Source organism: Achromobacter sp. GW823-FHT04E03 (assembly GCF_058796095.1).
The window spans coordinates 221,337-235,071 of sequence record NZ_JBXAIJ010000003.1 but is presented as its reverse complement, the minus strand read 5'-3'; the positions used below and the strand labels follow the sequence as shown (position 1 = coordinate 235,071).

The 13,735-nt window shown below is 66.7% G+C and carries 11 protein-coding genes; 6 read left to right on the top strand and 5 right to left on the bottom strand.

Annotated features, from left to right (window positions below; translation table 11 throughout):
• Positions 1-50: 50 nt before the first annotated feature.
• Positions 51-743 (bottom strand): LOG family protein, encoded by a 693-nt coding sequence (locus AC1RHV_RS20710; protein WP_444978601.1) that lies wholly within the window; start codon positions 741-743, stop codon positions 51-53.
• Between AC1RHV_RS20710 and polA the strand changes: the two genes are divergently transcribed.
• From polA to AC1RHV_RS20695, 3 genes are all read left to right on the top strand, one after another.
• Positions 742-3,459 carry a DNA polymerase I gene (gene polA / locus AC1RHV_RS20705; protein ID WP_054451004.1) on the top strand — a complete coding sequence of 906 codons (2,718 nt, stop codon included), beginning with the start codon at positions 742-744 and terminating at the stop codon, positions 3,457-3,459. The genes AC1RHV_RS20710 and polA overlap by 2 nt on opposite strands.
• 117 nt (positions 3,460-3,576) lie before the next feature.
• On the top strand, positions 3,577-4,416 hold the full coding sequence (locus AC1RHV_RS20700; RefSeq protein ID WP_054451005.1) for a ZIP family metal transporter: 840 nt from the start codon (positions 3,577-3,579) through the stop codon (positions 4,414-4,416).
• Between the two features lie 72 nt (positions 4,417-4,488).
• Positions 4,489-5,277 (top strand): dienelactone hydrolase family protein, encoded by a 789-nt coding sequence (locus AC1RHV_RS20695; protein WP_125470911.1) that lies wholly within the window; start codon positions 4,489-4,491, stop codon positions 5,275-5,277.
• A 75-nt stretch (positions 5,278-5,352) separates the two neighbouring features.
• Here the strand turns inward: AC1RHV_RS20695 and AC1RHV_RS20690 are convergent, their stop codons facing one another.
• On the bottom strand, positions 5,353-7,014 hold the full coding sequence (locus tag AC1RHV_RS20690) for a Na/Pi cotransporter family protein (protein WP_054451007.1): 1,662 nt from the start codon (positions 7,012-7,014) through the stop codon (positions 5,353-5,355).
• A 192-nt stretch (positions 7,015-7,206) separates the two neighbouring features.
• On the opposite strand from AC1RHV_RS20690, the gene AC1RHV_RS20685 reads away from it, so the two are divergent.
• Complete coding sequence (locus tag AC1RHV_RS20685) at positions 7,207-8,598, top strand: L-serine ammonia-lyase (protein ID WP_119450578.1); 1,392 nt, start codon at positions 7,207-7,209, stop codon at positions 8,596-8,598.
• 39 nt (positions 8,599-8,637) lie between these two features.
• Here AC1RHV_RS20685 and AC1RHV_RS20680 read toward each other — a convergent pair whose 3' ends face one another.
• Complete coding sequence (locus AC1RHV_RS20680; protein ID WP_192354509.1) at positions 8,638-9,765, bottom strand: lactonase family protein; 1,128 nt, start codon at positions 9,763-9,765, stop codon at positions 8,638-8,640.
• 226 nt (positions 9,766-9,991) lie between these two features.
• Positions 9,992-10,873, bottom strand: coding sequence for a protease HtpX (gene htpX / locus AC1RHV_RS20675; RefSeq protein WP_013392481.1), 882 nt, complete (start codon positions 10,871-10,873; stop codon positions 9,992-9,994).
• Between the two features lie 151 nt (positions 10,874-11,024).
• Here htpX and AC1RHV_RS20670 point away from each other — a divergent pair, with 151 nt between their 5' ends.
• Together AC1RHV_RS20670 and AC1RHV_RS20665 are read left to right on the top strand one after the other, a co-directional pair.
• Positions 11,025-11,879 (top strand): DMT family transporter, encoded by an 855-nt coding sequence (locus AC1RHV_RS20670; protein ID WP_054451009.1) that lies wholly within the window; start codon positions 11,025-11,027, stop codon positions 11,877-11,879.
• A 37-nt stretch (positions 11,880-11,916) separates the two neighbouring features.
• Positions 11,917-12,771, top strand: a complete 855-nt coding sequence (locus AC1RHV_RS20665; protein ID WP_054451010.1) for a sulfurtransferase — start codon at positions 11,917-11,919, stop codon at positions 12,769-12,771.
• On the opposite strand, the gene AC1RHV_RS20660 is transcribed toward AC1RHV_RS20665, so the two are convergent.
• The gene (locus AC1RHV_RS20660; RefSeq protein ID WP_492301872.1) at positions 12,765-13,697 is read right to left on the bottom strand and encodes a LysR family transcriptional regulator; all 933 of its coding nucleotides are present in this window, start codon (positions 13,695-13,697) and stop codon (positions 12,765-12,767) included. The two genes, AC1RHV_RS20665 and AC1RHV_RS20660, sit on opposite strands and share 7 nt — an antisense overlap.
• Positions 13,698-13,735 lie beyond the last annotated feature (38 nt).

The window sequence follows — 13,735 nt, the reverse complement described above, 5'->3', positions numbered from 1 at the left end:
TTGCTGCCCCTCCGAGGGGGCGGCAAGCGGGCCTTGAGCTACATGCGATTTCAGGCCGGCAGGGACGGCGCGTATTGCGCGTCCGAATTGACCTTGGCGTGGAATTCCACCACCTTGCGCACCACCTTGACGGGATCGTCTTCGATGATGAAGAGATCCAGGTCATGCGCGCCTATCATGCCATTGGCCAGCACCTGGCCGCCCAGCCATTCGACCAGTCCGGACCAGTACTCGCTGCCCACCAGCACGATGGGAGCGGGCGGGACCTTGCCCGTCTGGATGAGCGTCAGCGCTTCGAAGAGTTCATCCAGGGTGCCGAAACCGCCAGGCATCGCCACATAGGCGAAGCTGTGCATGAAGAAGGTTGCCTTGCGCGAGAAAAAATACTCGAATGACAGGCTGATGGTTTGGTATTCGTTGTTGTGCGCTTCGTGGGGCAGGCTGATGTTCAGACCGATGCTGGTGCCGCCTGCTTCGAACGCGCCCTTGTTGGCTGCCTCCATGATGCCGGGACCGCCGCCGGCGATCACCGCGAAACCCGCATCCGCCAGGGCGGCGGAAATTGCGACGGTGGTTTCATAGTGGGGGGAATTACGGCTGACTCGCGCACTGCCGAAGACGCTGACAGCAGGCCCGATGTTCGCGAGCTTGTCTGCCGCCGTCCGTATCTCTGACATAATCAGCGGAATTTGTTTGTTGGCGGGTGTTTCCGCAGCTATTGCCATATCTGCCTTTGTAACCATGAAAAAAACCTTATTACTGGTCGACGGTTCAAGTTACTTGTACCGCGCTTTCCACGCTATGCCTGATTTGCGCAACGCGCAAGGCGAACCCACGGGGGCGCTCTACGGCGTGGTGAATATGCTGCGCAAACTTGTCTCTGATCATAAGGCAGAGTATGCCGCATGTATTTTCGATGCCCGCGGCAAGACCTTCCGTGACGATATCTATCCGGAATACAAGTCGCATCGCCCGCCCATGCCGGAAGACCTGGCCGCGCAGATCGAGCCCATCCACCGCGCCGTGCGCGCGCTGGGCTGGCCGGTGCTGGCCATCGAGGGCGTCGAGGCCGACGATGTGATCGGCACCCTGGCCAAGCGCGCCGCCGAGCATGACGTGCACACCATCGTGTCCACCGGCGACAAGGATCTGGCGCAGTTGGTCAACAGCCACGTCACCCTGGTCAACACCATGACGGGCGAAGTGCTGGACGAGGCCGGCGTGGTCAACAAGTTCGGCGTGCCGCCCGACCGCATCGTGGATTACCTGATGCTGGTGGGGGACGCCGTGGACAACGTCCCCGGCGTCACCAAGGTGGGCCCGAAGACGGCGGTCAAATGGCTTACGGAATTCGGCTCGATAGACAAGCTGATTGAAGGCGCGGAAGGCGTCAAGGGCGTGGCGGGCAGCAACTTGCGCGAGGCCATTCCCAACTTCCCGCTGACGCGCCAATTGCTCACCGTGAAGTACGACTGCGACCTGGCCGGCCACGTGGACAACGTGGATGACCTGACGCCGCGTCCGCGCGACGATGCGACGCTGACCGAACTCTATGAACGCTACGGTTTCCGCACTTGGCTGCGCGACCTGACCGGCGACGCCGAACGCGTGCCCGCGGGCGACGCCCGCGTTGCGCACGAGGCGCCCGCCGCGCCCGTGGAGCTGGATTATCAGATCATTTCCGATTGGGCCGCGTTCGACGCCTGGATGGAAAAGCTGAAGGACGCGCCCCTGGTCGCGGTGGACACCGAGACCACGTCGCTGGACGAAATGCAGGCCAGGATGGTGGGCATGTCGCTGGCGGTGGCGCCGGGCGTGGCGTGCTACATCCCGGTCGCGCATCGCGGTCCGGACAATGCGCCGCAGCTGCCCAAGGCCGAGGTGCTGGCGCGCCTGAAGCCCTGGCTGGAAGACGCGTCCCGCGCCAAGCTGCTGCATCACGCCAAGTACGACGCGCACGTGTTCGCCAACGAAGGCATCAAGCTGGCCGGCATCGCCGAAGACACGATGCTGCAGGCCTATGTGCTGGAATCGCACCGCGGCGTGGGCCTGAACGACCTGGCCCAGCGCTATCTGGGCCGCAGCGGCGTGTCCTACGAGGACCTCTGCGGCAAGGGCGCCAAGCAGATCGGCTTTGACGAAGTGGCGGTGGACAAGGCCGGCCATTACGCGGCCGAAGACTCGGACTTCACCTTGCAGCTGCACCAGGTGCTGCGCCCTATGGTGGCGGCCGATGCGGGACTGAACCGTATCTACCTGCTGGAAATGCAGGTGTCCTCGGTGCTGACCACGGTCGAGCGCAACGGCGTCAAGGTAGACGCCGCGGAGCTTGGCCGCCAGAGCCACAAGCTGGGCCAGGAGATGCTGCAGCTGGAACAGAAGGCCTATGAACTGGCCGGCCAGCCCTTCAACCTGAATTCCCCCAAGCAGTTGGGCGAGATCCTGTTCGGCCGCATGCAGCTGCCGGTGGTGCGCAAGACCGCCAGCGGCGCGCCGTCCACCGACGAAGAGGTGCTGAGCAAGCTGGCCCAGGACTATCCGCTGCCGCAGGTGCTGCTGGAGTACCGCGGCCTGTCCAAGCTGAAGTCCACCTATACGGACAAGCTGCCGCGCATGATCAACCCGGATACCGGGCGGGTGCACACGCATTATTCGCAGGCCGCGGTGATTACCGGCCGCCTGGCTTCGTCCGATCCCAATCTGCAGAACATCCCCGTGCGCACCGAGGCCGGCCGGCGCGTACGCGAGGCGTTCATCGCCGAGCAAGGCATGCTGCTGTCGGCGGACTATTCCCAGATCGAGCTGCGCATCATGGCGCACGTGTCGGACGACGCCAACCTGCAGCGCGCCTTCGCAGCGGGCGAGGACATCCACCGCGCCACCGCTTCGGAAGTGTTCGGCGTGTCGCTGGCCGACGTCTCCACCGACCAGCGCCGCGCCGCCAAGGCCATCAACTTCGGCCTGATCTACGGCATGGGGGTGTTCGGCCTGGCGTCCAACCTGGGTATCACGCGCGATGCCGCGCAGGCCTACATCGACCGCTATTTCGCCCGCTATCCCGGCGTGGCCATGTACATGGACGACACCCGCCGCCGCGCGCGCGAGCAGGGCTACGTGGAAACCGTCTTCGGACGCCGCCTGCAGTTGCCGGAAATCCGCGGCGCCTCGGGTCCGCGCCGCCAGGCGGCCGAACGCGCGGCCATCAACGCGCCCATGCAGGGCACGGCGGCCGACCTGATCAAGATGGCCATGGTGGCGGTGCAGGACTGGCTGGAAGCCGAAAAGCTGCAGACGCGCATGATCATGCAGGTGCACGACGAACTGGTGCTGGAAGCGCCCGACGCCGAGCTGGAACTGGTCAAGGAAGCGCTGCCGCGCCTCATGTGCAACGTGGCGGAACTGCGCGTGCCGCTGGTGGCGGAAGTCGGCATGGGCAAGAACTGGGAGCAGGCCCACTAGAGCCGGAAGCACCCGGTCCCAGGACACATGGGCCGCCTGCGGGCGGCCCATTTCCGTTTTTGGTATTGAAACAATATAATGTTTCGCTTCCCTCCGCCTTAAAGCGTCCCCCCAAAAATGTTGCTGCTCTGGATTTTGCTCGCCACCGTCACCGGCGGGCTTATCGCCGTCCTTGTCGCCAGCTGGCTGGCCTACAAGGTTTTCGCGCAATACCTGCACCACATGGTCAGCCTGTCGGTGGGGGTGCTGCTGTCGGTGGCGCTGCTGCACCTGCTGCCCGAGGCCTTCGAGACGGGGGTGGGCGATGCCCACGTGCTGTTCGGCCTGATGCTGGCATCGCTGATCGGCTTTTTCGTGCTGGAGAAGATTGCGCTGCTGCGCCACAGCCATCACCACGAGGGCGACGGCCATCACCACCACAAGGGGCATGACCGCCACGAGGCGGGCCGCGGCGGTGTGCTGATCCTGATCGGCAGCTCGCTGCACAACCTGTGCGACGGGGTGCTGGTGGCGGCGGCTTTCCTGACCGATCCGCTGCTGGGCGTGCTGACCGCGGCGTCCATCATCATCCATGAGGTGCCGCACAAGCTGGGTGACTTCGTGGTGTTGCTCAACGCGGGCCTGGCGCGCCGCCGCGCGTTCTCCCTGATCCTGTTCACCAGCTTGTGTTCAGCCGTGGGCGGCATAATAGGGTACTTCGTGCTGCAGCAGGCGCAGCAATGGGTGCCGTATGTCCTGGTGGTTGCAGCCAGCAGCTTCCTCTACATTTCGGTGGCCGACCTGATGCCGCAGATGCACGAACGGGTATCCCTGGCCGATGCCGTCCCGCAATTGCTGCTGGTCGGCGTGGGCGTGGTGCTGATCTACAGCGTCACCACGGTGATGCACCATGGGCACGACCACGAGGCCGAAGCCGGCCAGGCCGCGCCGCAAGTGGAGCATGGCCACCGGCACTAGGACAGGCGCGGGGCCGTGCAGGCGCTGACGGGATATCCGGCTTGGTTGATCATCCCTACACAGGAGTTCTTCATGAGTTTTTCCGCCGCAGCCGGCAACGTCGCGCCCACCGTGATCCACACGGACACCCAGGGCCTGGTCCACGGGGATTTCAAACTGCCCGTGGCCGACGGCACGATCGCCGCTTATTACGCCGCGCCCGAAGGCAAGCGCGACCTGCCCATCGTGCTGGTTGTGCAGGAGATCTTCGGCGTGCACGAGCACATCAAGGACCTGTGCCGCCGGGTCGCCAAGGCCGGCTACCTTGCCGTCGCCGCCAATCTGTACGAACGCCAGGGAGATGCCTCGGTCTACACCGACATCCCGAAACTCATTGCCGAGCTGGTCAGCAAGGTGCCGGACGAACAGGTGTTCGCCGACCTGGACGCCAGCGTGGCCTGGGCGGCCGCGCACGGCGGCGATCCCAAGCGCGTGGCGGTGACTGGCTTTTGCTGGGGCGGTCGCCTGACCTGGATGTACGCCGCGCACAATCCCGACGTGAAGGCGGGCGTGGCCTGGTACGGCAAGCTCAGCGTGGGCCATGGCCCGCTGATCAAGCGCGTTGCCTTCGACGTGGTCAACGAACTGCACGCCCCGGTGCTGGGCCTGTATGGCGGCAAGGACGCCAGCATTCCGCTGGCCGACGTCGAAACCATGAAATCCAAGCTGGCCGCCGGCAACGACAACGCCCGGCGCTCGGAATTCGTGGTGTATCCCGAGGCCGACCACGCCTTCCTGGCGGACTACCGCGCCAGCTACAAGGCCGAGGCCGCGCAGGATGGCTGGAAGCGCATGCTGGAGTGGTTCAAGCGCTATTTGTAGGATGCGGGGCAGCGAAAGCTGCCCAAGAGCGCGGTGAAAAAAGCCGACCACATAAGGTCGGCTTTTTCGTTCTGCTCAGTTCCCAGCCTCGCGCAAGCGGCTGGGCAGCAGTTCGCCGTGCCGCGCCAGCAGCGGATAGGCCGCCGCGCCGACCAGATGGGAATTGATGCCCTTCATGTCGCGCAGGATGTCCAGGTAGAGCGCGCCCACCTCGGCGGCGTCGACCTCGCCGCCTTTGATTTTCTGCAGGTGCGTGTCCGCGGCATGGGTCTCGATCGAGCGGAAGCGCGCCTTTTCACCCGCCAGCGCACGGGCCTGGCGCAGGTCGTCGTTGACGAACAGGGCGGCGGCGGTGCGCTGGTTGGCGATGAGCTGGCCCAGCGTGTCGTCCAGGCTGGCGCGCTGTTCGGGCGAAAAGATCCAGCCCTGCTTGCGCAGCTTGGCGACGTGGCTGAGCAGGCCGTGGTGGGCGATGTCGCCGGCATGGCCGATATTGCTGGTGAAGGCCAGGATGTCGTCCAGGCGCTGGATGTCCTCGCGCGTCATGTTCTCCTGGTCCAGGGTGGCCAGGTAGGTGGTGATGGCGTTTTCCAGCTTGTCCAGCGCGGCGTCCAGCTGGCGCGCCTGCACCATGCGGTGGCGGTTGTCGCGCTTGAAGCCGGCGCGGGCGTAGAGCAGCAGCGTCTGCAGCATGTCGGCCATGCGCAGGGCCTCGCGCGCGGCGTTGCCCAAGGCTACGGCGGGCACGTCATGAGCCCATTCATCCAGGTACTGCGGGCGCGACGGGTCGTTCGGATCCGCGCGCTTGGGCAGCCAGCGCGTCAGCAGGGCGGCGTAGGGCGTCAACAGCGGCAGGAACACCAGGGCGATGACGGCGTTGAACAGGGTGTGGAAGTTGGCCACGGCGCGGGCTGGGTCGGAGGCCAGATCGCTCATCATCGGCTGCAGGTAGGGCAGCAGTATCAGCCCGATCAGCACGCCCAGCACCCGGGTCAGCAGGTTGCCCAGGGGCAGGCGGCGCGCGGCGGGGTCGTCTCCGGTCACGCCTTCGATCATGGGGTTGATGGCGGTGCCCAGGTTGGCGCCCAGCACCAGCGCGAAGGCTACGTGCGGGGCCACCATGTGGTGGCTGGCCAGCGACATGACCAGCACCACCACGGCCACGCTGGAATGCGCCGCCCAGGTGAAGGCGGCCGCCAGCAGTACCGTGGCCACGGGCTGGGTCGCCAGCGCGTCCAGGATCATGCCCAGCATGGGCGCGGTCTGGAAGGGCTGGAACAGTTCGACCAGTTGGTGCAGCGACAGCAACAGCAGGCCCAGGCCGATGAAGACGCGTCCCAGGTCGCGCGTGCGGCCCGGCGGGTAGCGGCGGAACATCCATACGCCCGCGAGGATCAGGATGGGGGCGAGCGAGGTCAGGTCGAAGGACAGCAGCTGGACGATGAGCGTGGTGCCGACGTTGGCGCCCAGCATGGCGGCCAGGGCCGGCGCCAGGCCGACGACGCCGCCGGCCGCGAAGCCGGTGATCATCAGGCCCGTGGCGGTGCTGCTCTGCAACGCGGCGGTAATGCCCAGTCCGGCGGCGAATGCCCGCAGCCGGGTTCCCAAGGCCTTGCCCAACGCCGCGCCCAGGGCGGCCCCGAAGGCGCGCTGCACGCCTGTTTGGACCATATGCACGCCCCAGAGGAGCAGGGCGACGTAGCCGGCGAAGTCAAGCAGGGTAATGAGTCCGGACATCCTGGCGTATTTCCATTCTTTTATGACAAGTAATAATTCTGTAATGATCGCATGCGCGGCGCTGCCGGGGGAACCTGTCCCCGCAATACAGCATACGCCTGCGGGCGCATCTGCGGGGCAGGACGCTAGCTGCGCGTGGGCTGGCCTACGCGTATCATTGCCTCATCAATCGCAGATGCAATGGAGTTTTGCGTGGCTGTTTCCGTATTCGACCTGTTCAAGATAGGCATAGGCCCGTCTAGCTCCCATACGGTGGGCCCCATGCGGGCCGCCCTGTTGTTCGCGCAAGGCCTGGAGCGCGACGGCCTGATGCCCAATGTGGCCACGGTGCGCGCCGAGCTTTACGGCTCGCTGGGCGCCACGGGCAAGGGCCACGGCACCGACAAGGGCGTGCTGCTGGGCCTGATGGGCGAAGCCCCCGACACCGTCGACCCCGCCGCCATCGCCGGCATGATCGCGTCGGTGCGGGCCAGCCGCCAATTGCCGCTGCTGGGACGCTATCCGGTTCCTTTCGTCGAAAAGGAACACATGATGTTCTACCGCCGCGAAGCCATGGCGGAACATCCTAACGGCATGAAGTTTCACGCCTTTGACGCCAATGGCGAATCACTGCGCGAGGCCCGCTACCTGTCGGTGGGGGGCGGTTTCGTGGTGACGGCCGGCGCGTCCAACAGCCAGGTCATCGCCGCGCACGACCAGTTGCCGTACCCGTTCCGCATGGGTCGCGAACTGATGGGCATGTGCAGCGAGAGCGGCCTGTCGGTGGCGCAGCTGATGATGAAGAACGAGTTGACCTGGCGCGACGAGGCCGAGGTGCACGCCGGGCTGGACCGCATCTGGCAGGTCATGCAGGACTGCGTGTCGCGCGGTTGCGGCATCAACTATCCGGAAGCGGACGGTGAACTGCCTGGCCCCTTGCGCGTGCGCCGCCGCGCGCCCGAGCTTTACCGCAACCTGACCCAGCGCGCCGAGCGCACCCTGTCCGATCCCCTGTCCGTGATGGACTGGGTCAATCTGTACGCCATGGCGGTCAACGAAGAGAACGCCGCGGGCGGGCGCGTCGTGACGGCGCCGACCAATGGCGCGGCCGGCATCATCCCGGCAGTGCTGCATTACTACGACCGCTTCGTGCCTGGTTCCAACCGCGAGGGCGTGCGCGACTTCCTGCTGACCGCGGCGGCCGTGGGCCTGCTGTACAAGTACAACGCCTCGTTGTCGGGCGCCGAAGTCGGCTGCCAGGGCGAGGTCGGCGTGGCCTGCTCGATGGCGGCGGGCGGCCTGGCCGCGGCCCTGGGCGGCACGGTCGAACAGGTCGAGAACGCGGCCGAGATCGGCATGGAGCACAACCTGGGCCTGACCTGCGACCCCGTGGGCGGCCTGGTGCAGATCCCCTGTATCGAGCGCAACGCCATGGCCTCCATCAAGGCCGTGAACGCTGCCCGCATGGCGCTGCGCGGCGACGGCCAGCACTACGTGTCGCTGGACTCCGTCATCAAGACCATGCGCGAGACCGGCGCCGACATGAAGACCAAGTACAAGGAAACCGCGCGCGGCGGGCTGGCGGTGAACATCGTCGAGTGCTGAGGGCACGGGGTGACGACGATGCGGGAGGGCGAGCGGCTGTCATGGCCTCGGGGTTCCTTCCCGAAGCAAGGGAAGAACGCAGGCCGGGGAGGAAATGGCAAACGGCACGCCTGCAGCCTGCAGCTGGCCGCTGTCCGGGTCGATGCGCAGGCAGGAAATGCGGTGCTCGTCCTGGCTGGCGACCAGCAGGAAGCCGCCGTCCGGGGTGATGGCGGCGTCCCGCGGGGTGCGCCCGCCGGCGGGCCACAAGCCTATCGGCTCAAGCCAAGGGGCGGATTCCAATAGCCGAAATCCTGCGATGCTGTCGTGGCCGCGGTTGGTCGCGTAGAGCCAGCGTCCGCTCGGATGCAGGCAAAGCGCGGACGCGGAGTTGGCGTTTTGCCAATCTGCCGGCAGCGTGCCGATCCGGGCGAGCGCCTGTGCATGGGGATCGCGTGCCGTGGGCAGTTGAACGACGCTCACGCTATTGGACAGTTCGTTGAGCACGAAGGCGCGGGTACCGGCCGGATTCAGCCGCAGGTGGCGCGGCCCGGAACCTGGTCCTATCTGCACCTGCAGGTCCGGGAGCAGATCCAGCGCGGCGCCCCGCAAGGCATGGCGGGCGACGCTGTCGGTACCCAAGTCACACAGGTAGACCGCATCGCCGGACGGGGTCGGCTGGGCGCAATGCACATGGGGGCTCGCCTGGCGGTCGCTGCGCGGACCGCTGCCATGGCGCACGATGATGTCGGGCGGGGCGCTGGGCAACCCCTGCCGGTCGAGCCGGTAGCTCAGGAGTTCGCCGCTGCCATAGTTGGATACGAAGAGGCGGTCCGCCGCAGGCGTCAGGCTGATGTGGCAAGGGCTGGCGCCAGGCGTAGGCACATTGAGCAAATGCCGCAGCGTGGCCGCGCCGTCGACCGCGTAGACGTCGATGCTGGCGCCCACTTCCTGCTCGCTCACGCCGTACAGCAGGCCGAGGGACGCGGAATGGCACAGGTAAGAGGGATTGACGCCATGGCTGTCCACCTGCAATTCACGCAGCGTGGCCGTCGCGGCGTCGAACCTCAGCAAGTGGATGCCGCGCCCTATGCCGTGCACATGCGGCATCGGCCGCGTATACGTGCCCACGGCAACCAGCCAGCTGCCCGTTCCGCGGGCCGGGGAGTGCGTACTCGATTCAGCCACGGTCTGCCCTCGACATCACGTCTATCCATACGGCCAGGACCGGCGCCAGGCCCCTGAAATTATGCGCCCACCCCATTGAAGCAGGAATGTCTGATCGTTGATCGTCTTCGGGGTCTGCCTCGCATCCTGGGGACCTTTTTTGGCCGGAGCCGGAAAAGACGATGGCCCGCGCAAGCGGGCCATCGAGTCAGGGCTGCAGGGCGCGAGGCCCGTCTGAGCGAAAGGCTTAGATCACGCGCGCATTCTGCAGCGCGGCGATGCGGGCCGGAATCGGCGGGTGCGAGGCGAACATCGCGGCCAGGCCGCCCTTGCCGGTGATGCCCGAGGCCTCGAAGGACTTGGGCAGCTCGCCCGGTTCCAGGCCGCCCAGGCGGGCCAGGGCGCGGATCATGGGTTCGCGGGCGCCCATCAGGTGGGCCGAGCCGGCGTCGGCGCGGTACTCGCGCTGGCGCGAGAACCAGGCCACGATGATCGAGGCCAGCACGCCGAAGATGATTTCACAGACCAGCACGGTGATGTAGTAGCCCGGGCCGATGCCGCGTTCGTTCTTGAACACCACGCGGTCGATGAAGTAGCCGACCACGCGGGCCAGGAACACGACGAAGGTGTTCACCACGCCCTGGATCAGCGTCAGCGTGACCATGTCGCCGTTGGCGATGTGCGCGACTTCGTGCGCCAGCACGGCGGCGACTTCTTCCTCGCTCATGCTTTCCAGGAGACCGGTGGACACCGCGACCAGCGAGTCGTTCTTGAAGGCGCCGGTGGCGAAGGCGTTGGGGGCGCCTTCATAGATGGCGACTTCCGGGCGGCCGATGCCGGCGCGGTCGGCCAGCTGGTGCACGGTGTCGACCAGCCAGGCTTCGCGCTGGTTGCGGGGCGAATTCGGGTCGAGCACCTGGGCGCCGGTGCTCCACTTGGCCATGGGCTTGCTGATCAGGAGCGAGATGATCGCGCCGGTGAAACCGACCACCACCGAGAAAATCAGCAGGGCGTTCAGGTTCAGGCCGTTGGCGGTGATGTAGCGGTCCACGCCCAGGATGCGCAGCGTGGCCGACAGCACCAGCATGACAGCCAGGTTGGTCAGGACGAACAGGACAATGCGTTTCATGTTTTTTGTGTTCCTCTGCGAGCAGGATATGCCGGGATTCGACACTGCTGCGGGCCGCCAGTTCCCCGACTCGCGGCGCCGCTTCCGGTGACGGAGAGTATAGTATCGCTTTCCCTTATTCCTCCTCACTTTTCCCTTAGCGTAGACCCCCATGCAGGCACTCTGGATGTTGCTGGCGTCCGCCATGTTCGCCATCATGGGTTCGTTCGTGAAGCTCGGCACCGAACACGGCGCCTCGCTGCCGCAAGTCGTTCTATTTCGCGGATTGCCGTCGGTCATCCTGCTGCTGATCTGGGCCCGCGCCGGCCGCCAGTCCATCATCCCCGTCAGCTGGAAACTCCACCTGTGGCGCAACCTGTCCGGCGTCACCTCGATGTGGCTGGGCTTTTTCGCCATCGCCCATCTGCCCCTGGCCACCGCCACCAGCCTGAACTACACCGCGCCGCTGTTCATCGCCTGCTGGATGCTGGGCTGGGGCGGCGCGCAGCGCGACCCCGTGCGCATCGTGGCGGTGGCGCTGGGGTTCCTGGGCGTGATCGCGGTGCTGCGGCCCAGCATCAACGAGGACCAGTGGCTGGCTGCCCTGCTGGGGATGACCGCCGGCGCCATGTCGGCCATCGCCATGATGCAGATCCGCCAGTTGGGCCGGGTCGGCGAACCCGAATGGCGCACGGTGCTGTTCTTCTCCGTGGCCGTTTGCGTGTCCAGCCTGGCCGGACTGTTGTTCGAGGGCTGGGGCCACGCCGACTGGACCGGCTACCTGTCGCTGCTGGGCGTGGGCGTGACGGGCCTGTTCGGCCAGTTGGCCATGACCCGCGCCTTCGGCCTGGGGTCGGCGCTGCTGACGGCGGCGCTGCAGTACAGCACCATCATCTTCGCGGCCCTGCTGGGCATGGGTTTCTGGGGCGAACAGCTGGACGCCCTGGCCTGGGCCGGCATGGGCTTGATCATTTTCGCGGGCCTGTTGTCGATCTGGCGCACCATGCGCGATCCCAAGCCGGCCTGAGCCGCGGTCGCCCAACACCCTTACAGGAGCACACCGAATGACGATGACCCTGATTTCCGCCGCCGACCTGGCCGCGCGCCTGGATGCGCCGGACGTGCGCGTGTTCGACGTGCGCCACGACCTGACCAACCATGCGGCGGGCCGTCAGGCCTATGACGCGGGCCACATCCCCGGCGCGCGCTACCTGGACCACGAAACCGAACTGGCCGCGGCCCGCACCGGCAAGAACGGCCGTCATCCGCTGCCGTCGCGCGCCGCGTTCGGCGCGCTCATGGCCGCCCACGGCGTGACGCCCAAGACCCTGGTGGTGGCCTATGACGCCAGCGGCGGCATGTACGCTGCGCACCTGTGGTGGATGCTGCGCTGGCTGGGGCATGACCAGGTGGCAGTGCTGGACGGCGGCTGGCAGGCCTGGACGGCGGCCGGTTTGCCGACCACGACCGAAGCGGGCGCCGCCGTGCGCGCGGGCCAGCCCGTCGAGCCGGGCGCCTCGCTGGCGGGTTCGGTGGATGCGCAGGCGGTGCTGGACAACATTCCCCGCCAGGCCTTCACCGTGATCGACGCGCGCGCGGCCAACCGCTACCGCGGCGAGGTCGAGCCCATGGACCCGGTCGCCGGCCACATTCCGGGCGCGCTGAACCGCCCCAACGGCGAGAACCTCCAGGCCGACGGCCGTTTCAAGCCGGCCGCGCAGTTGCGCGAGGAATTCGCCACGCTGCTGGACGGCCGCGATCCGGCTGCCATCGTGCACCAGTGCGGCTCGGGCATCACGGCTTGCCACAACCTGCTGTCCATGGAGATCGCGGGCCTGTCCGGTTCGCGCCTGTACCCGGGCTCCTGGAGCGAGTGGTGCAGCGATCCGTCCCGCCCGGTGGCTACGGGCGCTCAGTGACCCGAGGCCTGGGCCTGACGCCCGGGCCTGGACGCCCGGGCGTCGGCAAAGACCCGGGAACCCAGAAAGTCCACTAGCGCCCGGACCTTCGGCGACGGGTGCTTGCTGGCGGGCCACAGGATGTGGAAGACGTTGGTCCGCTCCGATTTTCCTTTCAGGACCTGCACCAGGCGGCCGTCCGCCAGGGGTTCGCGGATGGCGAAGTCCGGCAGGTAGGCAATCCCCAATCCTTGCAGCGCGAAGCAGGCGCGCGTCTCGATGTTGTTGCAGATCATCGAGACGGGCAACTGCAGTTCAGGCTCGTCGTCGGCTTGCCGCAGGGCCCAGGTCTCCAGCTTGCCGCTGCTGGGAAAGCGGTAGTGCAGGCAGCTGTGGCGCAGCAGGTCGGCCGGCGTTTTGGGCGTGCCGCGGCTGGCCAGGTAGGCGGGGGAGGCGACCAGCAGGATCTGGAAGGCGCCCAGGCGGCGCGCCGACAGGCGTGAGTCGGCCGGCTCGCCCGTGCGCACCACGGCATCGAAGCCTTCTTCGATCACGTCCACCATCCGGTCGGTGAAATCCAGGTCGAGTCCGATCTCGGGATACTCGCGCATGAACTCGCCCAGCACCGGCAGCACCAGCCCGCTGACCAGCGGCAGGCTGACGCGAAGGCGTCCGCGCGGCGCGGCGGCGGCCTGCGACAGCTCCAGTTCGGCCGCTTCGATCTCGGCCAGGATGCGGCGGCTGCGTTCCAGGAACAGCGCCCCCTCGGCCGTCAAGGTGACGCTGCGCGTGCTGCGGTGGAACAGGCGCACGCCCAGTTTTTCTTCCAGCCGCGCCACGCTTTTGCCGATGGCGGATGCCGACACGCCCAGCAGCCGGCCGGCGGCGACGAAGCTGCGCGTTTCGGCGACCTGCACGAATACGACAAAGCCATTGAGGCTATCCATCTGTTTCCTCGATTGCGGACATATAGTTCCGCATAAGA

Coding starts and splice junctions, on each gene's coding strand:
- polA (WP_054451004.1), top strand. CDS start 742: ATGAAAAAAACCTTATTACTGGTCGACGGTTCAAGTTACTTGTACCGC.
- htpX (WP_013392481.1), bottom strand. CDS start 10,873: ATGAAACGCATTGTCCTGTTCGTCCTGACCAACCTGGCTGTCATGCTG.
- AC1RHV_RS20710 (WP_444978601.1), bottom strand. CDS start 743: ATGGTTACAAAGGCAGATATGGCAATAGCTGCGGAAACACCCGCCAAC.
- AC1RHV_RS20690 (WP_054451007.1), bottom strand. CDS start 7,014: ATGTCCGGACTCATTACCCTGCTTGACTTCGCCGGCTACGTCGCCCTG.
- AC1RHV_RS20695 (WP_125470911.1), top strand. CDS start 4,489: ATGAGTTTTTCCGCCGCAGCCGGCAACGTCGCGCCCACCGTGATCCAC.
- AC1RHV_RS20665 (WP_054451010.1), top strand. CDS start 11,917: ATGACGATGACCCTGATTTCCGCCGCCGACCTGGCCGCGCGCCTGGAT.
- AC1RHV_RS20670 (WP_054451009.1), top strand. CDS start 11,025: ATGCAGGCACTCTGGATGTTGCTGGCGTCCGCCATGTTCGCCATCATG.
- AC1RHV_RS20660 (WP_492301872.1), bottom strand. CDS start 13,697: ATGGATAGCCTCAATGGCTTTGTCGTATTCGTGCAGGTCGCCGAAACG.
- AC1RHV_RS20700 (WP_054451005.1), top strand. CDS start 3,577: ATGTTGCTGCTCTGGATTTTGCTCGCCACCGTCACCGGCGGGCTTATC.